This window comes from [Clostridium] symbiosum, assembly GCA_036419695.1.
In the GTDB taxonomy this organism is placed as follows: Bacteria; Bacillota; Clostridia; order Lachnospirales; family Lachnospiraceae; genus Otoolea; species Otoolea symbiosa_A.
The window spans coordinates 3126611-3151200 of sequence record CP143946.1 but is presented as its reverse complement, the minus strand read 5'-3'; the positions used below and the strand labels follow the sequence as shown (position 1 = coordinate 3151200).

21 protein-coding genes and 2 tRNA genes are annotated in these 24590 nt (G+C 49.5%); 21 read left to right on the top strand and 2 right to left on the bottom strand.

All coding sequences use genetic code 11. From position 1 onward, the window contains the following. Positions 1-96 precede the first annotated feature (96 nt). From V3C10_14440 to V3C10_14430, 3 genes are all read left to right on the top strand, one after another. Positions 97-1374: a family 10 glycosylhydrolase gene (locus V3C10_14440; GenBank protein ID WVP60506.1), complete on the top strand. Its 1278-nt coding sequence runs from the start codon at positions 97-99 to the stop codon at positions 1372-1374. A gap of 187 nt (positions 1375-1561) precedes the next feature. Further along, complete coding sequence (locus V3C10_14435; GenBank protein ID WVP60505.1) at positions 1562-2959, top strand: MATE family efflux transporter; 1398 nt, start codon at positions 1562-1564, stop codon at positions 2957-2959. Continuing rightward, a complete protein-coding gene (locus V3C10_14430) occupies positions 2943-3461 on the top strand; it encodes a GNAT family N-acetyltransferase (GenBank protein ID WVP60504.1) in 519 nt (172 codons plus the stop codon). The genes V3C10_14435 and V3C10_14430 overlap by 17 nt, the downstream gene beginning before the upstream one ends. 161 nt (positions 3462-3622) lie before the next feature. Here V3C10_14430 and V3C10_14425 read toward each other — a convergent pair whose 3' ends face one another. Continuing rightward, a complete protein-coding gene (locus V3C10_14425) occupies positions 3623-3775 on the bottom strand; it encodes a hypothetical protein (protein WVP60503.1) in 153 nt (50 codons plus the stop codon). A 67-nt stretch (positions 3776-3842) separates the two neighbouring features. On the opposite strand from V3C10_14425, the gene thrS reads away from it, so the two are divergent. The 9 genes from thrS to V3C10_14380 all read left to right on the top strand — a co-directional run bounded on the left by thrS (position 3843) and on the right by V3C10_14380 (position 13864). Further along, complete coding sequence (thrS, locus tag V3C10_14420; GenBank protein ID WVP60502.1) at positions 3843-5771, top strand: threonine--tRNA ligase; 1929 nt, start codon at positions 3843-3845, stop codon at positions 5769-5771. Positions 5772-5932: 161 nt separating this feature from the next. Next, a complete protein-coding gene (locus V3C10_14415) occupies positions 5933-6247 on the top strand; it encodes a DUF1540 domain-containing protein (GenBank protein ID WVP60501.1) in 315 nt (104 codons plus the stop codon). Between the two features lie 396 nt (positions 6248-6643). Continuing rightward, entirely contained in the window at positions 6644-7138 is a 495-nt protein-coding gene (gene infC, locus V3C10_14410) for a translation initiation factor IF-3 (protein ID WVP60500.1), read from the top strand. Positions 7139-7169: 31 nt separating this feature from the next. After that, positions 7170-7367, top strand: coding sequence for a 50S ribosomal protein L35 (gene rpmI / locus V3C10_14405; GenBank protein WVP60499.1), 198 nt, complete (start codon positions 7170-7172; stop codon positions 7365-7367). A 31-nt stretch (positions 7368-7398) separates the two neighbouring features. After that, positions 7399-7755, top strand: a complete 357-nt coding sequence (gene rplT, locus V3C10_14400; GenBank protein ID WVP60498.1) for a 50S ribosomal protein L20 — start codon at positions 7399-7401, stop codon at positions 7753-7755. A gap of 186 nt (positions 7756-7941) precedes the next feature. After that, on the top strand, positions 7942-9420 hold the full coding sequence (locus V3C10_14395) for an extracellular solute-binding protein (GenBank protein WVP60497.1): 1479 nt from the start codon (positions 7942-7944) through the stop codon (positions 9418-9420). A gap of 15 nt (positions 9421-9435) precedes the next feature. Then, positions 9436-13392, top strand: a complete 3957-nt coding sequence (locus tag V3C10_14390) for a response regulator (GenBank protein WVP60496.1) — start codon at positions 9436-9438, stop codon at positions 13390-13392. A gap of 300 nt (positions 13393-13692) precedes the next feature. Next, positions 13693-13776: transfer RNA gene (locus V3C10_14385), tRNA-Leu, on the top strand. A gap of 4 nt (positions 13777-13780) precedes the next feature. Beyond that, positions 13781-13864, top strand: a tRNA-Leu gene (locus V3C10_14380). 167 nt (positions 13865-14031) lie between these two features. Here the strand turns inward: V3C10_14380 and V3C10_14375 are convergent. Continuing rightward, positions 14032-14343: a hypothetical protein gene (locus V3C10_14375; protein WVP60495.1), complete on the bottom strand. Its 312-nt coding sequence runs from the start codon at positions 14341-14343 to the stop codon at positions 14032-14034. A 364-nt stretch (positions 14344-14707) separates the two neighbouring features. Here V3C10_14375 and V3C10_14370 point away from each other — a divergent pair, with 364 nt between their 5' ends. From V3C10_14370 to V3C10_14330, 9 genes are all read left to right on the top strand, one after another. Next, positions 14708-15718, top strand: a complete 1011-nt coding sequence (locus V3C10_14370) for a 4-hydroxy-2-oxovalerate aldolase (GenBank protein ID WVP60494.1) — start codon at positions 14708-14710, stop codon at positions 15716-15718. A 55-nt stretch (positions 15719-15773) separates the two neighbouring features. Further along, positions 15774-16976 carry a pyridoxal phosphate-dependent aminotransferase gene (locus tag V3C10_14365; protein WVP60493.1) on the top strand — a complete coding sequence of 401 codons (1203 nt, stop codon included), beginning with the start codon at positions 15774-15776 and terminating at the stop codon, positions 16974-16976. A 30-nt stretch (positions 16977-17006) separates the two neighbouring features. Continuing rightward, the gene (locus V3C10_14360) at positions 17007-17555 is read left to right on the top strand and encodes an HD domain-containing protein (protein WVP60492.1); all 549 of its coding nucleotides are present in this window, start codon (positions 17007-17009) and stop codon (positions 17553-17555) included. A gap of 23 nt (positions 17556-17578) precedes the next feature. Further along, the gene (locus tag V3C10_14355; GenBank protein WVP60491.1) at positions 17579-18952 is read left to right on the top strand and encodes a Na+/H+ antiporter NhaC family protein; all 1374 of its coding nucleotides are present in this window, start codon (positions 17579-17581) and stop codon (positions 18950-18952) included. Positions 18953-19136: 184 nt separating this feature from the next. Beyond that, positions 19137-19994, top strand: coding sequence for a MurR/RpiR family transcriptional regulator (locus V3C10_14350; protein ID WVP60490.1), 858 nt, complete (start codon positions 19137-19139; stop codon positions 19992-19994). A gap of 91 nt (positions 19995-20085) precedes the next feature. After that, complete coding sequence (locus V3C10_14345; GenBank protein WVP60489.1) at positions 20086-21363, top strand: aminotransferase class V-fold PLP-dependent enzyme; 1278 nt, start codon at positions 20086-20088, stop codon at positions 21361-21363. Positions 21364-21693: 330 nt separating this feature from the next. Continuing rightward, complete coding sequence (locus V3C10_14340; protein WVP60488.1) at positions 21694-22575, top strand: SMP-30/gluconolactonase/LRE family protein; 882 nt, start codon at positions 21694-21696, stop codon at positions 22573-22575. Positions 22576-22913: 338 nt separating this feature from the next. Continuing rightward, entirely contained in the window at positions 22914-23648 is a 735-nt protein-coding gene (locus V3C10_14335; GenBank protein WVP60487.1) for an ATP-binding cassette domain-containing protein, read from the top strand. Further along, positions 23648-24565 (top strand): SufD family Fe-S cluster assembly protein, encoded by a 918-nt coding sequence (locus V3C10_14330; GenBank protein ID WVP60486.1) that lies wholly within the window; start codon positions 23648-23650, stop codon positions 24563-24565. The genes V3C10_14335 and V3C10_14330 overlap by 1 nt, the downstream gene beginning before the upstream one ends. Positions 24566-24590 lie beyond the last annotated feature (25 nt).

The window sequence follows — 24590 nt, the reverse complement described above, 5'->3', positions numbered from 1 at the left end:
GCTGTGCTGGAAGAAATCATTAGAACCTGCAAGGCCTGGCAGAAAAGGAAAAATGGCCCGCAGGCGGATAAACACAGACAGGAAGGCGGAAAGACAATGGAAGTAAAAGAAAAACGGAGTGATTTAAAAAATATCCGCAGACGGGTGTCTGCAAAGAGGATGGCTTCTCTGCTGCTTGCAGCGGTGTTTGCGGTAATGGGAGCCATGACGTCCCTGGCCGGACCGGCTGGTGACAGCGGGACTGCCGTCCAGCCGGGGGAGCTGAGAGGCGTCTGGATTTCTTATCTGGACTGGAATAAGTGGCCGAAGGATTACCGCGGATTTAAGAATGCGGTGGATTCGACGATGGATATAAGCGTCCAAAACGGAATGAACGCGGTCTTTGTCCAGGTGAGGCCGGACGGCGACGCCATGTATCCGTCCAAATATTTTCCCTGGTCTAAGTTTGCTTCGGGGCAGCAGGGAAAGGATCCGGGATATGACCCGCTTGCTTATGTGGTCCAGTCGGCTCATCAGAGAGGCCTGAAAATCCATGCCTGGGTCAATCCGTACCGGATAACGGGATATCTGAACCGCTACAGTGATCTCAGCAGCAGCAACCCGGCCGTCGCCTGGGCGAACGACGGGGATCCGGCCAACGACAGATGGGTTCTCCTGCACCAGGGAGAGTATTATTACAATCCGGCGGTGCCGCAGGTGCGCCAGATGGTGATAGACGGCGTGAGGGAGATCGTCGAGGGCTATGATGTGGATGGAATCCATTTTGATGATTATTTCTATCCGGGCGTCAACGACGGCAACGCAGACCTGTGGTTTGACAAACCGGAATACCTGGCCTCCGGCAGCAGCAGGAGTATCGCAGACTGGCGGCGCGACAACGTAAACCAGCTTGTGAGAGGCATTTACAGTACGATCAAATCCATTAAGCCAGGCGTGGTATTCGGCATCAGCCCTGAGGGGTATTTAAAGAACCTGCGTTCCGATACGAGACTGTTCTCAGACATTGATACATGGATGACGCAGCCGGGATATATTGATTACATTATGCCTCAGATATACTGGGGATTTGAGGCGAAGTCGGGAGGCCAGACGGCTCCGTATGCATATTCCAACTGCCTGAAGGACTGGATTGAACTTAAAAAGAAGGGCAATGTGACCCTCTATGCGGGGCTGGCGCTCTATAAGACGGGAACCGATGCAAAGGATGGGAATGAAGTACCGGAATGGCTCAGATATAATGATATTATGAGACGCCAGGTGCTGGAAGGAAGAGGAACCGGCCAGGTGAGCGGCTACTGTTTCTATGACTTCAGCTCCCTGACGCGGGCGGCGGCAGCGGCGGAGGTCGCGAATGTTACGGCTCTGTTCCGGTAAACAGTTTTACTGCGTGGAACACACGCTCTGTGAAATTTTCATTGCCAACCGATAAAAAAGCGCGCTATAATGACAAAATACAGTTATTATGGCGCGCTGCTTTATGGAGGGCGTCGGTCTGTGCGTTGAACGTTCAGGCTGCCGCCGCCTATGCCGATGAGGGCGGCAGCGTTTCAGGAGGCGGAAGATGAATACGGATAAGAACGACTTTTCACAGGGGAGCGTGGTAGGAAATATTATGAGCCTGGCCGTGCCCATGACGCTGGCACAGCTCATCAATGTACTCTACAACATTGTAGACAGAATTTATATAGGAAGGATACCGGAGAATTCGACGCTGTCCCTGACCGGAATCGGCCTTTCCCTGCCGATTATTACAATGGTGATCGCATTTGCCAATCTGTTCGGAATGGGCGGGGCGCCGCTCTGTTCCATCGAAAGGGGCAGAGGCAGGCTTTTAGAGGCGGAAAAAATTATGGGAAATTCATTTACCATGATGGTAATATCGGGGATTCTGCTGACCATTCTGGGGCTGATATTCAGGCGGCCTATGCTTTATCTGTTCGGAGCCAGCGATTCCACCTGGCCCTTTGCGGATGCCTACATTACAATTTATCTGCTTGGCAGTCTTTTTGTGATGGTCGGGCTTGGGATGAACAGTTTCATTAATTCTCAGGGATTTGGGAAGATTGGAATGATGACGGTTCTTCTGGGGGCGGTATCCAATATTATTTTAGATCCCATCTTTATATTTGTCTTCCATATGGGAGTGAGAGGGGCGGCATTTGCCACGATTATTTCGCAGTTTCTGTCGGCGGTTTGGATTGTCAGGTTTCTGACGGGAGAGAAGACGATCCTGAAGCTCAGGCGATCCTGTCTTAAGCTGGAACTGAGAAGAGTCAAGTCGATTGTGGGGCTGGGACTTTCCGGATTTACAATGGCTATTACGAACTGTACGGTCCAGATTATGTGCAATGCGACGCTGCAGGCCTACGGCGGCGACCTCTACGTCGGAGTCATGACCGTCATCAATTCCGTGCGGGAGGTGGCATCGCTTCCCGTCTCGGGAATCACCCAGAGCGCACAGCCGGTCCTTGGTTTTAACTACGGTGCCGGGGAGTACGGGAGGGTTAAAAAAGCAATCATTTTCACATCGGTGGCGGCCATCATTTATACGGTCGGAATCTGGAGCCTGATTCATGGATTCCCGGAACTTTTTATCCGTATATTTAACAAGGACAGGGAATTGATAGAAGCGGGCATTCCGGCGCTCCGGCTCTACTTTTTCGGCTTTTTTATGATGTCGCTCCAGTTTTCTGGGCAGGCTATCTTTGTAGGGCTTGGAAAATCGAAAAATGCCATTTTCTTCTCTATTTTCCGGAAAGTGATTATTGTGGTGCCGCTCACCATCATGCTGCCGGGCGTTTTTCATATGGGAACGTCGGGCGTTTTTGCGGCGGAGCCGATTTCTAATTTTATCGGCGGAATTGCCTGCTTTGGAACCATGCTTCTGACCATCTGGCCGGAGCTTACGAGGATGCAGCGGGTGAAAGAAAGGGGAAACAGCAGTGGAATTCAGAATTGAGAAGGCGGAGGCCGTTCATGCGGAGGAGATAGCGGAACTGATCCGTACAGTCTGGGAAGCGATGGAGAACCGGGAATGGTTTGTGCCCGATGACGCCCGGTTTATAAGGGAGGTTCTGACATCGGGACGCGGATTTGTTCTCAGGGCGATGGACCCGGAAAGCGGCAGGACGGCTGGAATTATGGATATCCTCACGCCGGGGCTTGAAAAAGAGAATCTGGGCTATGACGCAGGCTTTTCGGATGAACAGCTTTTGAAAACGGCCCATGTGGATTCCGTTGCCATCCTGCCGGAATACCGCGGGAGGCATCTGCAGGCAAAGATGATGGAGGAGGCCGAAAAAGAGCTGCTCCTGGCCGGATACCGGTATATCATGTGCACGGTCCATCCCGACAACCATTTCAGCCGCGGCAATATGCTCGGACAGGGTTATAAGGCGGTTTGTAGAAAAGAAAAATACGGCGGCCGGCTCAGGGATGTCATGATGAAAGAGATCCGGTAGAGGCTTGACAAATTGTTTGCGGGTGCTATAATCAAACGTAAATCAACCATATTGTTAACACGTTGAGAAGACCAGTAAGACAGGAGAGCTGTCCAGAGAGAGGCATATACGGTGGAAGTGCCTTACAGAGCGAGCGTCCCAAAACCAGCTTCGAGTGTCCCTTAATCGGGAACGGTGATTCCGTTATCATCATAATTGAGAGGTCCGGACAGAACCATAGTCCGGTCAATCAGGGTGGAACCGCGATAAATTCGTCCCTTGATACGCAGAAGTGTGTGTCGGGGGACTTTTTTTGTATCATATAAATGATACAAAAAAGCCCTCCGGGCAGGATGCGCACTCGTGCAAAAAGCAGTGTAAATTAAGAGAGGAGAAATAAATATGAAAATCACATTAAAAGACGGCTCAGTAAAAGAGTATGAATGCGCGATGGCGGTGATTGACATCGCAAAGGATATCAGCGAGGGCCTGGCCAGGATGGCCTGTGCCGGGGAAGTGGATGGAGAGGTTGTGGATTTACGCACGGTGGTTGACAGGGACTGTTCCTTAAGCATCCTGACGGCCAGAGATGAGAACGGCTTGGCGGCGCTCCGCCATACGGCCAGCCATGTAATGGCACAGGCGATAAAAAGGCTGTACCCCGAAACAAAGCTGGCAATCGGACCGTCTATTGCCGACGGCTTCTACTATGATGTGGATCCGGCTGTTCCTCTGACAGCGGAGGATCTGCCGAAGATCGAGGCAGAGATGAAAAAGATTGTAAAAGAAGGGCTGGAGCTTGACCGGTTCACACTTTCCAGGGAGGAAGCGATTGCCCTCATGAAGGAAAAAGAGGAGCCGTACAAAGTGGAACTTATCGAGGATCTGCCGGAAGGAGCCGAGATCAGCTTTTACCGTCAGGGAGAATTTACGGATCTCTGTGCAGGCCCTCATCTGATGAATACAAAGGGAGTCGGCAAGGCATTTAAGCTGATGAACCTGGCGGGAGCCTACTGGAGGGGCAGTGAGAAAAACAAGATGCTGACACGTATTTATGCGACGGCATTTGCATCCAAGGAAGATCTGGAAGGCTATATCACAATGATGGAGGAGGCCAGGAAGAGGGATCACAGAAAGCTGGGCAGGGAACTCGGCCTTTTCATGATGCACGATGCAGGCCCCGGATTCCCATTCTTTCTTCCAAAGGGAATGGAGCTTAAGAATACCCTGCTTGAGTACTGGAGAGAAATCCATAAAAAAGCAGGCTATGTGGAGATTTCCACTCCGGTTATCTTAAACAGAAAACTCTGGGAGACTTCGGGTCACTGGGATCACTATAAAGATAATATGTATACAACGGTAATTGACGAGGAAGATTACGCGATTAAACCGATGAACTGTCCGGGCGGAGTTCTCGCTTATGCCTCCGAGCCGCGTTCCTACCGTGACCTGCCTCTGCGCATGGGAGAGCTGGGCCTGGTACACCGCCATGAGAAATCGGGCCAGCTTCACGGCCTGATGCGCGTACGCTGCTTTACACAGGATGACGCCCATATTTTCATGACACCGGATCAGATTAAGGATGAGATTAAGGGGGTTGCCCATTTAATTAATGAAGTTTATTCCCTGTTCGGCTTCAAATACCATGTAGAGCTTTCCACCAGACCGGAGGACAGCATGGGAAGTGATGAAGACTGGGAGATGGCGACGGAAGGACTTCGTTCCGCCCTCGATGAACTGGAACTCGACTATGTGGTGAATGAGGGAGACGGAGCGTTCTACGGACCAAAAATCGATTTCCACCTGGAGGACTCCATCGGAAGAACATGGCAGTGCGGGACCATCCAGCTCGACTTCCAGCTTCCGCAGCGGTTCGAACTGGAATATACGGGGGCAGACGGCGAGAAACACAGGCCGATCATGATTCACCGCGTGGCTTTTGGCTCCATAGAGCGGTTTATCGGAATTCTGATTGAGCATTTTGCAGGGGCATTCCCGACCTGGCTGGCGCCGGTGCAGGTGAGGGTGCTTCCAATTTCCGACAAGTATTCCGAATATGCGGGCAAAATTTCGGATCAGTTAAACGAGGCGGGAATCAGAGCCGAGATGGACACACGTTCCGAGAAAATTGGCTATAAAATCCGCGAGGCCCAGACACAGAAGGTACCGTATATGCTGGTAGTAGGCCAAAAAGAAGAGGAAGAGGGCAATGTTTCCGTGAGAAGCCGTTTTGCCGGAGACGAAGGCTCCAAGAGCCTTGACGCATTTATTTCCGATATCCAGAAAGAGATTAAGACAAAGGAAATCCGTAAAATGGAGCTGTCAAAATAAAAAAAAAGCAGGGCGCTTTAAAATACAAAAAAGAATATTTTGTCTGTGACGGCACATACTAAGCCTGTATCTGAATTACTGTCCGAAGAGGATGTAAGGAGACGGTGAAAAGAGAGCTTTGCCGGTTTTCGCCGTAAACAACGAAACAGGAGGAGCACGTCATGACAAAATTAGATTGTAACGTAACGGGATGTCTTCATAACTCTGAAAACTGCTGCTGTAAAAACGCAATCATTGTAGAGGGCCAGTCCGCACATGAGAAATGTGATACATGCTGCGGCAGCTATGATGAGAACAAGGGCGGAATGTTCCGCAACATGTTCAAAACACCGGAAAACAGACTGGAAGTAGAGTGTGAAGCCGTAAACTGTGTATTCAACAAAGATCGTTTCTGCGAGGCCGAGCATATCGGTATTACAGGCGGCGACGCAGTCGAGGCACAGGGCACGGAGTGTTCCAGCTTCAAGGCAAGATAGCAGGTTCCATTCCATTAAGAACGGAAACCCGCATCTGCGCAGGAGCCGGGGAAAACGGAAATAGTCTTTAGAGGACGTTCGTTTTCCCCGGCTTTTCCGCCATCCCGTCCGCCATCTTACAGAGGCGTCCCCGCATCTCAATTAAAAAAATAGTTGACATTTCAAAACTCTTGTAGTATAGTTACTTAGGTTGTGAGAATACTTACAACATATACAGGAAAGCAGGTATCCGCCTCACCCCGGCACGAGTAAGTGACCGTGGGTTCATGATTTATTGAAAATTCCTTAATTGGATTTCCTATTATGATAAGTGGATAGTCTGGCTATCCACTTATTTTTTGCAGTATATAAATATTATTCATCATGTGATGGGGGTGCACGACTATTAGCGATTTAATGATTAACGAACAAATTAGAGACAGAGAGGTTCGTTTGGTTGGCGAGAACGGAGAGCAGCTTGGAATCATGCCTGCTAAAGACGCTTTAAAACTTGCAAAGGATGCAGAGCTTGACCTGGTAAAGATTGCTCCGACAGCTAAGCCGCCGGTCTGTAAAATTATCGATTACGGTAAATACAGATACGAGCTGGCCAGGAAAGAGAAGGAAGCCAAAAAGAAACAGAAAGTAATCGATGTGAAAGAGGTACGCTTGTCACCAAATATCGACGACAACGACTTAAACACCAAGACGAATGCCGCACGTAAGTTCCTTGAAAAGGGCAATAAGGTGAAGGTTACACTGCGTTTCAGAGGTCGTGAGATGGCTCACATGTTCAAGTCAAAGTACATTCTTGACGATTTTGCAGAAAAGCTCGCTGATATCGCAACAGTCGATAAGCCTGCAAAAGTTGAAGGAAGAAGCATCGTATTGTTTTTATCTGCAAAACGTTAAAATAGACAAATATCTAAGGAGGAATTTTACTATGCCTAAAATGAAAACAAGCAGAGCTGCTGCTAAACGTTTTAAAACAACAGGAACAGGAAAGTTAGTAAGAAGTAAAGCTTACAAATCCCACATCTTAACTAAGAAATCTACTAAGAGAAAGAGAAATCTTAGAAAAGACATCGTTACCGACGCAACAAACAGCAAGGTAATGAAGAAGATTTTACCATACTTATAAGATTCGAGGATTAAGAAGGAGGAATTGACTCATGGCAAGAATTAAAGGCGGATTAAACGCTAGAAAGAAACATAATAGAGTATTAAAACTGGCAAAAGGCTACAGAGGTGCCCGTTCCAAACAGTACAGAGTTGCAAAACAGTCCGTAATGAGAGCATTAACAAGCTCTTACGCTGGACGTAAAGAGAGAAAGAGACAGTTCAGACAGCTCTGGATCGCACGTATCAATGCTGCTGCTCGTATCAACGGCTTATCCTACAGCAAGTTCATGTACGGCTTAAAGCTGGCTGGTGTTGAGATGAACCGTAAGGTATTATCCGACATGGCAATCAGCGATGCAGAAGGTTTTGCAAAACTGGCAGAACTGGCTAAAGCAAAATTAGCATAATTCGGATATCTAAGCAAAAGAAGTAACCGAAACATTTTATCGTTCTGATAAAGTGTTTCGGTTTTTTTATACGTGATAGCGTAAAATCACTTTAATACACAGAACGTTTATGATATAATGACCGCAATGCGGACATGTATTAAAAGCATACCAGATTTTCATTTATAGTTACGGAGGGGGATTATTATGAAGAAAAATATTGCGGCGGCAATCCTGTCTTTCAGCCTGATTATGACCGGATGTTCGGGGGCTGCGCCGGTCGATACGGTAAAAAACAGTGATCCGGTTGATATTACAATCTGGCATTATTACAACGGATCCCAGAAGGCGGCTTTTGACGATCTCGTCAACGAATTCAACGAGACGGTGGGGAAAGAAAAGAACATTTATGTGGAAGGGCACAGCAAGGGCAATGTCTCGGAGCTGGAGAATGCGGTTCTGGCATCGAGCAGGAAGGAAGTGGGCAGTGAAGAGATGCCCAGCATTTTTTCTTCCTATGCGGATACGGCATACGAGCTTGAGAAAGACGGCCTCCTGGCGGATCTCTCCCCGTATTTTTCGGAGGAAGAGCAGAAATCCTATATGGATGCCTACATAGAAGAAGGGAAAATAGGGGTAAACGGAGAACTCAAGATTTTCCCGGTGGCCAAATCCACGGAAATCATGATGATGAATAAAAACGTATGGGATGAATTCTCGGCGGATACCGGTGTGACTCTCGATGACCTGAAGACAAAGGAAGGCGTAGTCAGGGTGGCGGGGATTTACTATGACTGGACGGACGCCAAGACGCCCGATATCCCGAATGACGGAAAGGCTTTTTACGGCAGGGATGCCGTTGCGAATCTTTTCATTGTCGGCTCCATGCAGCTGGGAGTCGAGATTTTTCATGTGGAAAACCAGGAGGTAACACTTCAGATTGACAGGGATGTTTTCAAAAGGATTTGGGACTGCTATTACGTTCCCTTTGTAAAAGGATACTTTGCGGCCTATGGACGTTTCCGCTCCGATGATGTTAAGATAGGAGAACTGATTGCTTATACGGGTTCCACCACGTCGGCCGGATATTTTCCGGATCAGGTAGAGATGGGCGATTCCATTACTCCGATTGACTGTATCGTGCTCCCCGTCCCCGGCTTTGAGGGAGGGAAACCGTACATCGTCCAGCAGGGAGCCGGAATGGTTGTGACAAAGGGTACGAAGGAGCAGGAGAGCGCTGCCTGTGAATTTCTCAAGTGGTTTACCGATGCCGAGAAAAATACGGAATTCAGCTGTTCTTCCGGTTATCTTCCGGTCAAGAAGGACGCCGGTGATATTGCGGTGCTTGAAAAAGTGATGGCAGACAAGCAGGTGAGCATGCCTGATAAAGAATATAATACGCTTACGGAAGCATACAGAGCCGTTAAGAGTAACGAACTCTACACCAACAAAGCTTTTGACGGAGGCAGTAAGGCAAGAAAGATTCTGGAATATGACCTTTCCGATAAGGCCGTGGACGACAGGGAGCAGGTAAAGGCACTGCTGGAGGAAGGTTTAAGCCTTGACGATGCGGTGAAGGACTATATTTCCGAGGAATCCTTTGACTTATGGTTTGATTCGGTGAAGCAGAAGCTGGAAGCTTGTGTGGAGGAGGCCGGAACGGACCGGGAGGGTGGCTCCAAATAATGACAAGGAGTAGAGATGCGTAAAAAGAAGACAATTCTTAGGATGTTTTTAATACCGCTCTCGTTTGTGATGCTGCTCCAGGCGCTGGTTGCCCTCGGAGCGGTGCACGTTGGAGGAACGGTAAGACATTTAGAGGAATATTCTGTTGGAATCATGGAGCAGATCGTAAAAAACAGAAATCTGATCCTTTCCAATAACATGACGCACCAGTGGACAGATATATCCGGCGAATACGAAATTGCCAACTCCAGCCTGGAACGGATTTTAGAGGAAAAGCAGCTGACGCTCCACGGATTTATGGAGGATGAGGAAGCGAAAGAGGAGCTTTTAAACCAGATGCTGCTTCCAAGCCTCGACATAATAAGAAGGAATGGGGTGAACGGCGTCTATCTGATCCTGGCCGACGGCATGGGAAAAGCACAGGAAGAAAAGGGAGAGGAAGTCTACAAATGCAGCGGGATTTATTTCCGTGATGCAGATCCTTATGTGAATCCGAAGGATTACTCAGATCTTTTAATGGAGCGGGGCAGTTATGAGTTTTCTCATGATTTGGGAATCCCGTTCGATAGCTCCTGGACGTCTAAGTTCCTGTTCCGGCCGGAAGGGCAGCTGGAGGCGGACGGCTTTTTCTATAAGCCCTATAAGGCGGCACTGGCGAATCCGGGAGCAAAAGAGGATAATCTGGCATACTGGAGCAGCACGTTTTATCTGGAGAATGATAAGGCGAAGGATTCCTACAGTATGATCAGCTATTCCGTTCCGCTGATGTGTGACGGAACCGTCTATGGAGTCATGGGAATTGAAATTTCCTCCGCGGTTATTAACGGCCTGCTTCCCTACAGTGAACTGAATGCAGGGGAACACAGCGGATATCTGATTGCAAAGTACAGCGATGAGGGGGAGCTGATCCCGTTCTTTTTAAGCGGTAATACCCTTAAGAGAAATCTGGATGAAAATATCCCTCTGAACCTGAAAGACACACAGTATACGGGCCTTTACCAGATAGACGGCCTGGAAGACGGGCGGAATTATTACGCCGAAGCGGTTGCCTTTCCGATGTACAGCCCCAATACACCCTTTGTGGATAATGGCTGGGTGCTGTTTGGCGTCCAATCGGAGGACAGCCTGTTTGGTATGGGCAGCAGAATTACGAGAAATATCGCTTTGGCGGTCCTCATTTCATTGATCGTGGGGATTATCAGTATTTATTTCCTGATGCACTATCTGACACGGCCCATTACGCAGCTTGCCGACTGGATCCGGGATGTCAGGAAGGAGGGACCGCAGAACAGGGGAAAATCGGATATTGCAGAGATTAAGGCGCTGTATGACGCGGTCTGGGATCTGACGGAGAAGCAGAAGAAAGCGGAGGCTAAGGCGCTGGAGGAGAAAGAACGTTATCTGCTTGCTCTCCAGAGCAGTACGGACATTATTTATACCTACAACGTGGAAGATAATTCAATCGAGATTTACAATCTGCTTGCGGATGGTAAAAAGAGCGGACACGGCAGCCGTATCGACAATCTGATCGAAGGCATCCAGCAGAGCAGGATGTTAAATGACGCGGACCGGCAGCTGATGAAAAAAATGTTTCTGCGCCTGGACGACAAATTTGAGCTGGATTTCCGTGCACTGACACAGTCAAATGGCTGGCAGTGGATGGAAATATCCGGCAAAACAATCTGTGATGCTTCCGGAAAAAAGAGCAAGGTAATAGGAAGCATCCGCAATATCCAGGAGCAAAAAGAGAAAGAACAGATGGAGAGCAAGGCGGTCCGCGTCGATCCCGTAACCGGGCTTTACAGGGAGAAGGTGGGACAGGAGATTATCCGGGCGGAGGTGGAACTTGGCCGTTCCGGCTTTATGCTCCTGATGGATCTGGATAAATTCCAGGAGATGAACGACCACTTCGGGATTGAATTTGGAGACGCTGTCCTGGAAGAGATGGGTATTTTTATCCTGAATCTGAAGCGCGAAACCGAAAAATCCGGAAAGCGCCTGATTGCGGTCAGGGCCGGAGGCGACGAAATACTTGTCTGGTTCAGAGGATTCGCCAGGGGAGAAATCCCGGCCTTTTTCGAGGGAATGAACCATATGCTTTCCAGTCTCTGCAGCGAGGATTTGGAGATCTCCGTGACTGCAGCGGCAATCTCGGTTGGCGGCGTGCAGGGCAGTTACACCGGCTATGCGGAGATGCTGCGTGCGGCGCTGGCCTACGGAAAAAGGCGCAGAAAATCACAGCTTACATTCTGTGAGGATGTGCCCGAATCGGAGTGCACCGAAAAGCGTGATTACAACGAGATTGCCAGCAACGGCAATGTGAGGGCTCTGAATATGGTGACGAGAGTTTTCAACCTGTTTGACAGGGGAGGCCGCGTCGGCCCGATCGTCTCGGTGCTGTTTGCAAAGATGGGAACGAATTATAATGCCTCGGACATCCTGATGACGGATATCCGATGGGATTTCAATGCCTCGGGTGTGTACAGGCAGTGGCACCGGAATGAGGATGTGGCGGCGGACACGACGGTGTACCATTTTAAAAACCAGGATTTGGAATGCTGTTCGCAGCGGTTTCTGTCGGGGCATGTAAGGTTTACCGGGGACGGTCCGTTTACGGCGGAGGAGCGCCATATCCTGCATATAGCGGATGGCGCCTCCGGGGTCTGCGTTCCAATGTATGATGGCGGGAAACTGATGGGCGCCGTCAACTTTATCAGAAAAGCGGAACAGCGGCAGTGGAGTGACGGGGAGTGCTCCGAACTTCAGGAGGTCGTGAAAATCATTGAGACCAATATTAACCGGGAGCGGTATGACCTGGCCAGCCGGGCGAAGAGCGATTTCCTTTCGCGTATGTCCCATGAGATCAGGACACCGATGAATGCCATTATCGGCATGACGGCCATAGCGATGGAGAGACAGGGGAAGAAAGAGGAGATCGGCGACTGCCTTGTGAAGATCGACCAGTCTTCGCAATATCTCTTAAGCCTGATTAACGATATTCTGGACATGTCAAAGATTGAAAGCGGCAAGATGAAGCTGGCCTACGACAGCGGCAGCATGATAAGGCTTGCAGAAGAGATAGGCGATCTGATGGAGAACCAGATGATCCAGAAAAATATTGCCTATATCCGGGATATACAGGTGGAACACCCGTGGGTATATGCTGATTTAATGCGCCTGAAGCAGGTGATTATCAACCTGCTCAGCAATGCGGTCAAATTCACCGGCGAGGGCGGATGGATAAAATTCTCGGTCTGCGAACGGAAAAAAGACGCCATCCGGCAGGGAGAAGACGCCGAGGTGGAGATCTACTTTGCCGTCGAAGATAACGGTATTGGAATCAGCCCGGAAAACAGGGAAAGAATATTCAATGCATTTGAGCAGGCGGAGGATTATACGGCCGCCGTCTATGGAGGAACCGGCCTGGGACTTTCCATCAGCAGCCGCCTTGTCAGAATGATGGGAGGAGAGATTGAACTGGAAAGCCGGGAAGGCCTGGGAAGCCGGTTCAGCTTCAGCCTCCGGTTCGCCGCTTCGGAGGAGCCGGAAGAGGCATTTTTGGCAGAGCCTGAGGATGCTGCCGATGATTTCTCCGGCTGCCGGATTCTTCTGGTGGAAGATAATGAACTGAATACGGAGATTGCGAAAACACTTCTTGAGATGTATGGCTTCACGGTGGATACCGCCGCAAACGGCAGGGAAGGCGTGGAGAAATTCTCCGAAGCCGCAGAAGGCGCTTACAGCCTGATTCTGATGGATATCAGAATGCCTGTCATGGATGGCCTGGAAGCAACCAGGGAAATCCGCAGAATGAACCGTGCGGATGCCCAGAGCATCCCAATTATCGCGATGACGGCGAACGCGTTTGACGAAGATATGAGAAAGTCCATCAAGAGCGGTATGAACGGCCATTTGGCAAAACCGGTGGATGTGAAGGAACTGCTCTCCGCGATGAAAAATGTTTTAAAGTAAAATATCAAAAAAATATGTCTCGGACTGGCCTGGCCGCGCAGAAATAAATGTGCCGGCCGGGCTATCTGCCGGAAATGAAGAAATGGATAAGAAGTGAATTTTCCGCCGCGGACGGCGGTAAAAAGCCTGCAAAGCCTGTAAAATAAGGCTTGTCGGGTGTTGTCGAAACGCGGGTTTAAAGGCAAAATAACTCAATAGTTAAAAAAATTAAAAAAATTTACAAAAAGTGGTTGCCATGATGGAAACTTTGTGGTATACTAGCTTTCGTTGGTGAGGAACACAAATCACCAGGCACCAGACGCGGGAGTGCTGGAATTGGCAGACAGGCAAGACTAAGGATCTTGTGGGTGTATGCTCGTGTGGGTTCAAGTCCCATCTCCCGCAGTTTGCAGAAGTGGCGGAATTGGCAGACGCGCACGGTTCAGGTCCGTGTGGTAGCAATACCGTGAGAGTTCAAGTCTCTTCTTCTGCACGAACAGGCTCAGACCTTTGGAAACAGAGGCCTGAGCTTTTTTTGATCTCTGGATGTGGGGCCTGACGCGGTGTTCAGGACAGGAGAAGCAGCTCCTCTGATCCGGCCCGGATCCATGAAGGAATGGAGGGCGGCGAGGATATCTTTGAATTCTTTTCGGCCGTCCATCAGATTCCGTTTTCCAGGCAGATCTCCCATTCAAAGAGCAGGGCAGAAATGACCGGATTTCTGACCGGGATGAGATTTGCTCCCGTCAGAGCGTTCAGGCCGTCTGCATCCTCCTCACTTAGCGGAACCAGCGAGTGGGGACGTATGCCTACGGCATTTGCCGTATCCGGGATATCGACGGCCGTTGTGAGGGGGAGATTCCAGTCCAGGGCCAGGAGGCTGCGCGTTCCAAGCGGATGGCCGAGACATTCCTGCATCCGGCTCAGGCGGCCTGATCTTGACCTGGCAAAGCTGGGATATGAAGTGACCATTTTCGAGGCCCTCCATGAGGCGCACGGAATTGACGAGTATCTGTCGGGTAAAAGATAGCAGGTTTTAGTCACACAGGCAGGGAAAACTAAAAGCAATAGATTTAAGAACAATCAATTTAAAAACAGTTGAAAACAGTAAATTTAAGAACTGAGAAGTCCAAAGACAGCAGAATAGTCTTTGGACTTTTTTGATTATCCAGATAGAAAGAATAAATAAGAATAATAATATTCAAAAATACTAATTGACAAATAAAAACCAACATGATATAAAATAGATATGAATAAAAAAGTACATAAAAAATATAGATGAAATAAAATATTCAATATTAGATAAAACAAAAGACTAAGGGATGGAGGATATCAAATGAATGTTACTCTAATGGACTGCACGCTGAGAGACGGAGCAAATGTTGTGGGAAAGGGATTTTCGGCTGAAATTACGGATATGGTTCTGGAAGGACTGACCTCGTGCGGGGTTCCGATTATTGAAATCGGAAATTCCGGCGGAATCGGGGCATATGAAGTGGCCGGGTTTACGGACGCGGAGACTGACCTCACCTATCTGGAAATTGCGGGGAAGTATCTGAACCGGGGCTCTGAGATTGGGATGTTTCTGAATGCAAAGCGCTACAGGGAAAAGAATGTGGAGCTTGCAAAAGACTGCGGACTTCATTTTCTCAGGGTAGGTGCCGATGCAGGGGATGGGGAGACTGCCGTCAAGGTGATTAGGGACATTAAAAAACGCGGCATGCGGGCATTTTATTCGGCAATGAAGGCCTATATTCTCAGTGCAGATGAGCTGGCCGAGGAGGGCAGGAAACTGGAGGACGCAGGCCTGGATGAGATTACAATTATGGATTCTGCCGGCACCATGCTCCCGGAGCAGGTTGCAGAGTATACGGCAAAACTCAGCCGGGCGGTATCGATTCCGGTTGCGTTCCACTGCCATAACAACCTGGGCCTTTCCGCGGCCAATGCCATAGCGGCCTATCAAAATGGGGCGGCGATTCTGGACTGCGGACTGATGGGAATGGCGAGGAGCGCCGGAAACCTTGCAACCGAAATCTGCGTGGCGATGATGCAGAGGTATGGCCAGATGGAGGAAATTGATTTATACGGTCTGCTGGATTTTATCGACAACTGGCTGGAGCCGGCGATGGAACCGTTTAATTACCATAATCCCGTCAAACCGGTTGACCTGGTGCTTGGTAAGTCGGGCTGCCATTCCAGCTTCCTGAAGAAATTCAGGGCGGCGGCCGAGTCTGAGAAGGTCAATCTGTACCGTCTGATTATGGAGGTGTCGGCCGTGGACCGGAAGAGCCCGCCGGAGGAACTGATATATAAGACGGCAAAGGATATCGGCCGCAGCAGATAAACCGGAATAAGAAAGAGAACAACATCAGGGGGAAATAACGTCAGGAGGAAATAACATGTTCAGCAGAAGAGCAAATAACGTAACGCCATCCTTTACCGTGGAACTGAACGCAAGAATCGCGGAGCTTAACCGCAGCGGTGAGGATATCATCAAACTGAATATCGGGGAACCGGATTTTAACACGCCGGACAATATTAAAGATGCGGCAAAGGCGGCAATTGACAATAATTTTACAAGATATACTCCCATACAGGGCATTCCGGACCTCCGAAAGGCCATCATCGATAAATTAAGGGAGGACAACGGAGTAGAATACACCATGAACGAAGTCTGCGTCACTACCGGAGCCAAACAGGCGCTGTTTGAGGCAGCGCTGACGCTGGCCGACGAGGGCGACGAAGTCATTATTCCCACACCGTGCTGGGTAAGTTATGTAGATATGGTAAAGATTGCGGGAGGGATTCCGGTGCAGGTTCCCGCTGTCGGGTATGGAAAAGACAGATATCACCTGGATTTAGAGGCAATCGCAAAAGCAGTTACCCCCAGGACAACCGCAATCATCATCAACTCCCCGAACAATCCGGCCAGTGTCGTCTATACGCGTGAAGAACTGGAAGGGCTTGTGGCGCTGGCGGTGGAAAACGATTTCTGGATTATATCGGATGAGGTATATGAAAAACTGCTGTACGACGGCTCCGAACATATATGTGTCGCATCCATTTCACCGGAGGCGAAAGCGCATACGGTGGTGGTAAACGGATGCTCAAAGAGCTATGCAATGACGGGATGGAGACTGGGATATGCGGCGGGGCCCGAGAACTGCATGAAAAAAATCCGCGGCCTGCAGGGGCATATCACATCCGGCATTAACTCTATCACACAGAAGGCGGGGGTAGAGGCAATCATGGGCCACCAGAGGTCCGTGGAGGCAATGAGGCAGGAATTTGACAGACGCAGGCAGATGATGGGGGAAAAACTGCGGGCAATTCCTCATGTTGAAACAACGGACTCCCTGGGCGCCTTTTATTATCTGCCCGATGTTTCATGGTATTTCGGAAAAAAGTGGCAGGGAGGAGTGATTGAAAATTCCATCGATATGGCAACCTATCTTTTGGAGACCGTCAAGGTGGCGGTAGTGCCGGGAGACGCATTCTATGCGCCGGGATGCCTGAGACTTTCCTACTCGAATTCCATGGAAAACCTGGAGAAGGGCCTTGACAGACTGGCATCTGCGCTGGCAGCATTAAAAAGAACATGAAGAGAGGAACAAAAGAAAGGAAGGAAGAAAGTGAACACAGTGGAGGAAAAGATTGAATTTCTGTCCCGGTATCTTCCATGTATCACACAGGTGGAGGATAAGGAGAAGGCGGCGGCAGTGGCGGACGTATGGAGGAAGGCGCTTCGGATGAGTCCCTGGGAGACGATTGACCAGGCGAAATTTAAGGAAGGAATGGATCATGTTTCCCTGATTTCCCATGTCAATTCGGCGATCGAATGTGCTCTTGCCATGAACCGGATTATCAAAAAATATCATGACGTTGAATGTGATGAACAGCGTCTCATTCTGTTCGGCCTGCTTCATGACGTGGATAAAGTCGTCGAATATGAATATGACGGACAGGGAGAGCTGGTAAAAAGCGATATTGCAAAGAAAATCCAGCACGGCGTTCTGTCGGCCATGCTGGCCAGGGAGGCGGGATTTGACATGGATATGATCCATCTCATTATCACCCACACCCACGACCAGAATATGAAACCGGCGTTCAGGGAAGGAATCCTGTTTGGATATGCAGATCTCTGTGACTGGGAGATGACCTGCAAATATGCAGAGCCGTAAAGAAAAGAGGGAGGGGTATTACAATGGAAAAAGAAAATAAACTTTATTTTCACGGAGGACTTTTAGGGGCATGGATTCCCATGATTACATTTGTCGTCATCATGATTACGGCGGCGCTGACAGGCCATATTTCACTGATGGTATTTGCCGCCGGAGCGTTTGTGGCCGTATGCACGGGATTTATTCTCAGCAAGGATAAAAAAGAATTTGACAACGCCGTGATAGACGGCGTAGGGGATCACATGCTGGCGACCATGACCGTGGCATTTATCATGGCGGGAATTCTATCACAGCTTTTGCGCCAGAGCGGCCTGATTCAGGGCCTGATATGGCTTTCCTCACAGCTTCACCTGAATGCAAACTTTCTGCCGGTAATTACCTTTATCACCTGCGTGCTGATTTCAACGGCATGCGGCACCACAGGGGGAACATGCGCGGCTGTGACGCCGATTATGCTTCCGCTGGCCGTGGGCTTTGGCTGCAATCCGGGACTGATTGTCGGCGCAATAATGAGCGGCAGTATTTTCGGTGACAACCTGGCTCCGATCTCCGATACGACGATTGCATCGGCAATGACACAGGAGACGGACGTGTCAAGCGTTGTGAAAACGAGACTTCCGTATTCCATTATAAGCGGCGTGGGAGCAAGTCTTTTGTATATCTACTTCGGCTTCAGGACCCTGAACGCGGAAGCGGTCATGACCCAGGTGGACGCCTCCAAGGCTCCGTCCCTGGTAATGCTGATTCTACCTGTTATTATGGCGTTTTTGATGACAAAGGGGGTGGGGCTTGTTTCCACCATGCTCGTCTGCAATATGCTGGGGATTGCCTTAAATCTGGCCCTGGGCCTTATCCCGTTCAGTACGATGATTTCGGCAGACGGTCCGGTGGTGGCCGGTATCTCCGGAATGGCGGGCCTGATTTTATTCTGTATTATGCTCTTTGCCGTGCTGGAGCTTACAAAAAGATCCGGTGCATTTGACCAGTTAATCAGCGGCATTCACAGTAAATGCGATACGCCGCAGAAAGCGGAGCAGGCCAGTGCGGGAATGACGATTTTCGGCATGATTGCAATCGCGGCCAGTACGGCCAATATTATCATAGTGGGGCCTTTTGTCAGGCAGCTGACAAAAAAGTTTCATATTGCCAGGACCAGGGGGGCCAATATTACGGATGGCCTGAGCACGGCTTTCGGAGGCATCGTTCCCTACAATTCCTCTTTCCTGCTCTGTATGAGCCTCGCGGCAGCGTCGGGAGTGGTTGCGGATACATTTTCCTTCAGGGAGGTACTGCCGTATTGCTTCCACAGTTATGGACTGATTATTCTCTATGTCGGCAGCGCCCTGACCGGAATCGGACGCAAATTTGAAAACAGCGTGGCATCTGAAACAAATTAAAATTGAATGAATCGGTAAAAAATAAATGAGTGAATTGGTAGAAGTGAATCAGTAAATTAAAAAGAAAGAGTTGTTGAATAATATTTTCCTGCAATATTTTTTGACTATTATTGACCAGAATTATTTGCTGTGCTATTTTTAATCTATAATCATTTGCAGTTCAAATAAATCCGGAGGTCGTACAATGAAAAGTATTGCTGAAAAAATAAAAGAAATGAAGCTGACAAAGGCGGATGCCGTGATAGCGGAGTACATACTCGAAAATCTCGATACCATTGGAATCCTGACATCCTCGACGCTGGCGGAGAAAATCGGCGTCAGCGATACCTCGGTAATCCGCTTTATCCGTAAACTTGGCTACAGGGGGTATTCCGATTTCCGAAGTGAAATGAACGCCCGGATGGCGGCCCAGTATAATAAGGAACAGTCACTTTTAATGCCCGGTGAAAAATATACACAGACGAAAAGCCGGTTAAAACAGGACAGCCTAATCCGGGATGTCAGCAGCTATATCCTTGATAATCTGGAGAAAAGCTTTGCAAAGCTGGACGGCAAGGTGATTGAGGAAGTTGCGGATATCATCCTGAACAGCAATTCCAAATATATAGCCGGTTTCCGCGGTACCGCAAGCTGCGCCTACTATCTGGCAAACAGGCTGTTAATGCTGGTCCCGAGGGTAATTACCATTTCCCATGCGGATGCATCGGCCGTGGAGACAATCATGGATATCACGGAAAAAGACTGTCTGGTGGTGTTCAGCTTTGCCCGCTATTCCGAGATTAACAAATCGGTGATCGACATTGCGAAAAAAAACGGCGCAAAGGTGATACTGATAACCGACCGCCAGACCTCCCGGTTTGCGGCGCAGGCGGATATTGTGATTATCACAAAGGTCGACGGTCTGGGATTTGCCAATTCCTATGTGGCTCCGTTCGGCGTGTCGGAAATTATCCTGCTGGCCGTCAGCGGCCGGGGGAAAGAGGAGTGCGATGAGCGCATACATCTGTTGGATGCGGTAATTAATGAAGAGAAACTGTATTAAAGGGGGAGAGTTACGGCCGGCCATTCCCACGTCCGCCATCTTCCAGAGATGTCCTCGCATCCCAATTAAAACTAAAATGCGGAGGTTTAAAATGAATTTTACAGATGACATGTTTCCTGAAGAAGAGCTGGAAGAAATACGTTCCCTGTTTTATTATACGGAGCGTGACCCCGAGGGGAATAAAAGACTGTTTTTCGACAATGCGGGAGGTTCGCTGCGTCTGAAACGGGCAGAGGATGAATTTCACAGAATCAGCAGCTATCCGGATGCGCCGGGACATTCCAACCGGCTGGCCGGTATTTTGGAGGAAGCTGCAATACAGGGACGGCGTGATCTGAAAGAGGTTATATTTAACGCGGCCGGAGGAGCGCTTTATCCCGGCTATACCGCTTCGGCCGTCATGATGGAAATGACCCGGGTAATCAGTGAAAATGCCGTAGGAACAAACTATGTGACAACGGTCCTGGAACATCCGTCCGCCTTTGATGCAATGGAGTTCTGTGCACGGAAAAACGGCTGCGGGCTCAGGGTGGCACAGGCCAACCGGGAAACCGGGGGAGTGGATGCCGGGGAGGTTCTGTCACTGATTGACAAAAACACCGCAGTCCTTTCCTGCATGGCAGCCTCCAATATTTCGGGCTATCAATATGACATTGAAACAATCTTCAGGGAGGCACGGAAAATTAATCCGGATCTTTATATTATCTGCGATGCCGTCCAGCATGCGCCTCACGGCACGCTGGATCCGGAAAAATACGGAGTCGATGCGATGAATTTTGCCCCGTATAAGTTCTTTGGCGTCCGGGGATTTGGAGTTGCCTATCTCTCCGACAGGGCAGCGCGCCTGGAACATAACAGGCTGTCTGGTAAACCGGCGGATGAATGGCTGGCCGGCAGCGAAACGCCCGCCCATCTGGCGGCTCTCACGGAAATTGTGAACTATGTGACGGCATTGGGAAAGAAAAAGGCGCCCGGCTGTACGGACCGAAGAAAACTGTTTGAACTCGGCATGGAGCGGATAGCCTCCCATGAGAGAGGACTGCTTCGGATTATGCTGGAGGGAACCGAAAGGGAAAAAGGCCTCCGCCATATTGAAGGAGTTAAGGTACAGATGGACGGCAGGGACTTAAGGACCCGTGATCTGATTCTGGGAATCGAATTTGAACGCCTAGGCGCCAAACAGGCGGCGGCCGAGTATGAAAAACGCGGCATCGTCACATTTGAGAGAACTTATGACAGCATTTATTCCACAAGGATGCTCGATGCATTTGCATCCAAAGGAGTTGTCAGGATATCCCCTCTCCATGTCAACACTCCCCGGGAGATGGAAGACTTTTTGAAAGTGACATCTGAAATAGCAGGACTTTAAATAAACGGTTTTTATAGGGAAAGAGCGTAATAAAAAATGAGAATCGGCCTTTGCCTGCCGCAGCGTGAGATCAGCCGCGGCAGGCAAAGGCTGATTTTTATGGTTCAGTGTATCATGCTGCCGTGAGAGGGGCGGATAAGTTCATCGAGTTTGGCGGGGCTTTCCACAACAGCCACGTTTCCATAGGCATTACCTATGAAAACATTTGTTTTCAATATTTTACAACCGCCTTATGATCAGATACCATTAAAGAAAAGATTCCGGCCCCGTTTGTAAGACCGCCGGAGTGAAACCAAATAAAACATACAGATAATACAAGGAGGAAATACTATGTTATACAATGCAGCAGAACCGGAATTTTACGACTTAATCGACGCCGATGCGGTGCTTGAACCGATCTCGGTGGGCCACAAAGTGACGGAGGGGATTATGTGGTGGCCTCAGAATGACTGTCTGATCTTTTCCGACATGGGTGTGGGAAAGGTGTACAAATGGAATCCGGCGACCTACGAGACAACCGTCATCAAATTCCCCAGCAATATTTCCAACGGTAATTTTATCGACCGCGAGGGCCGTATCGTGACATGTGAGCATGCAACCAGTTCCATCACACGCATGGAACCGGACGGGCGTTATATGAAAACGCTGGCCTCACACTATGACGGCAAGGAGTTAAACAGCCCCAACGATATCATAGTGGATTCCAGGGGCCGTATCTGGTTTACGGATCCGGTGTACGGACGTACCAGCAAGGTGGCCGGAATTGCCCGCGAGCCGGAAATGGGATTCCAGGGCGTGTACTGTATCGACGAGAGCGGAAAACTGATACTCGCCCGCAGTGATTTTGAGCAGCCAAACGGCCTGTGCATGGAAATCGGCGAAGAGACCATGCTGGTGAACGATACCCCGAGACAGGAGATACGGAGATTTAAAGTGGAAGAAGACTGCACCTTAAGCGGTGGTGAGGTGGTTTGCAAAGTCGGTGGCCGCCCTGACGGAACTAAGATCGATGCGCAGGGAAATATTTTCACAACAGCCACGGGTGATGTTTTCGTCTTCGATAAGAACGGCCGGAAACTCGGTGAAATCCACGTGCCGGGAACCTGCCGGAACTTCTGCTTCGGAGGCCCGGACCGCTCCGAACTCTACTTTGCGTGCGAGACGATCTACCGCCTTAAGACGAAAACACAGGGAGCCGAATTTTTTAAATAGAAAATAAAACGGAAGAATCCATACCGTTTAAAGCCGGGAGCGCCCGGCGGGAGAAACATTTCCCGCCGCCGCTCCCTTTTTGACGGCCGGGGAAACCTCCGGGAATGCCTGTGAAAAAGTGTCTCCAATGCGTCTTGGCGCCAAAACCGTCTTTTCGGACTGTATGCTCTTCCTGGCCCGGCGAGACATCCGCCGTCACCAGAAACGAAAAATTAACATATATCACGCTTTTTCGCATACTTCCTATAGTAAAAGATGGAAAAGTGGTATATAATACTAACTGCGAAATGATGCAGTACAGCAGTAAAAGGATAAATTAATTATAGAGGAGGACCACCATGCTTAAACTGGAGAATGTTTCTTATGAAATCCAGGAAGAAAAGGGACAGAAGGGGATTATCCACCATGTCGATCTGACGATAAATGATGACGAGTTTGTGGTGATCACAGGACCGAACGGCGGCGGGAAATCTACGCTTGCAAGACTGATTGCAGGCATTATCAACCCGACCGGCGGCAGAATCCTGTTTAACGGCGAAGATATCACGGGAAAGAATATTACCGAGAGAGCCAATATGGGAATCAGCTTTGCATTCCAGCAGCCGGTACGTTTTAAGGGAGTCCAGGTTCTCGACCTGATCCGTCTGGCGGCAAAACAGAACATGTCTGCGGCGGATGCCTGTAAATATCTGTCGGAGGTTGGACTTTGCGCCAAGGACTATATTAACCGCGAGGTGAATGCGAGTCTTTCGGGCGGCGAACTGAAGAGGATTGAGATTGCCACCGTACTGGCCAGGCAGTCCAGCCTTTCCGTATTCGACGAACCGGAAGCCGGAATTGATCTCTGGAGCTTCCAGAACCTGATTCAGGTATTTGAGCGGATGAGAGAAAAGACAAAAGGCTCCATCATGATTATTTCCCATCAGGAGAGGATTCTTAACATTGCAGATCGGATCGTGGTGATTGCCGACGGGCGTGTATTAAAAGAGGGGAAAAGAGAAGAGGTGCTTCCGGAGATTCTGGGCACATCCTCGGCAGTAGAAGCCTGCGATTTTTTCAGGAGGGATAATTAATGGATCAGATTCAAAAAATATTACTGGAAGAAGTTGCCGACCTGCACGGCGTGCCGGCAGGAGCTTATAATATCCGCGCCAACGGAGAGATGGCGGGAAGAAATACGACGGCGAACATAGATATTGTCACAAAAGAAGACAAATCGGGGATCGATATTAAAATCAAAGCAGGAACCAGGAATGAGAGTGTCCATATCCCGGTCGTTTTAAGCCAGAGCGGACTGATGGAGATGGTATATAACGACTTTTACGTGGGTGACAATGCCGACGTCACAATTGTAGCGGGCTGCGGCATCCACAATGGCGGCGATGCGGCGTCCGAACACGATGGAATCCACCGCTTTTTCATCGGAAAGAATGCAAAGGTCCGCTATGTGGAGAAACACTACGGGGAAGGGGATGGGAAAGGGAAAAGAATCCTGAACCCGACTACGGAGGTGACAATGGAGGAAGGCAGCTATCTGGAGATGGAAACCGTTCAGATTAAAGGGGTGGATTCCACAATCAGAAAGACGGTAGCCGACCTGGAGGCGGGCGCCAAGATAGTCATCAAAGAGCGTCTTCTGACCCACGGCAGCCAGGATGCGGAGAGCAGCATTATCGTCAACTTAAACGGGGAGGATGCCAGCGCCAACGTCATGTCGCGTTCCGTGGCAAAAGAGGAATCCCATCAGAAATTTGTATCCATCATCAACGGAAACAGCCGCTGTGCCGGCCATACGGAGTGCGATGCAATCATTATGGGCAATGCCAGAATCCAGGCGGTTCCCGAGCTTACGGCCAACGATCCGGATGCAGCCCTGATTCACGAGGCGGCCATTGGAAAGATTGCCGGAGACCAGATTGTCAAACTGATGACGCTGGGACTTACGGAATCCGAGGCAGAGGAGCAGATTGTCAACGGCTTCTTAAAATAGCAGTCATATTTTCACGTCTTCCCGC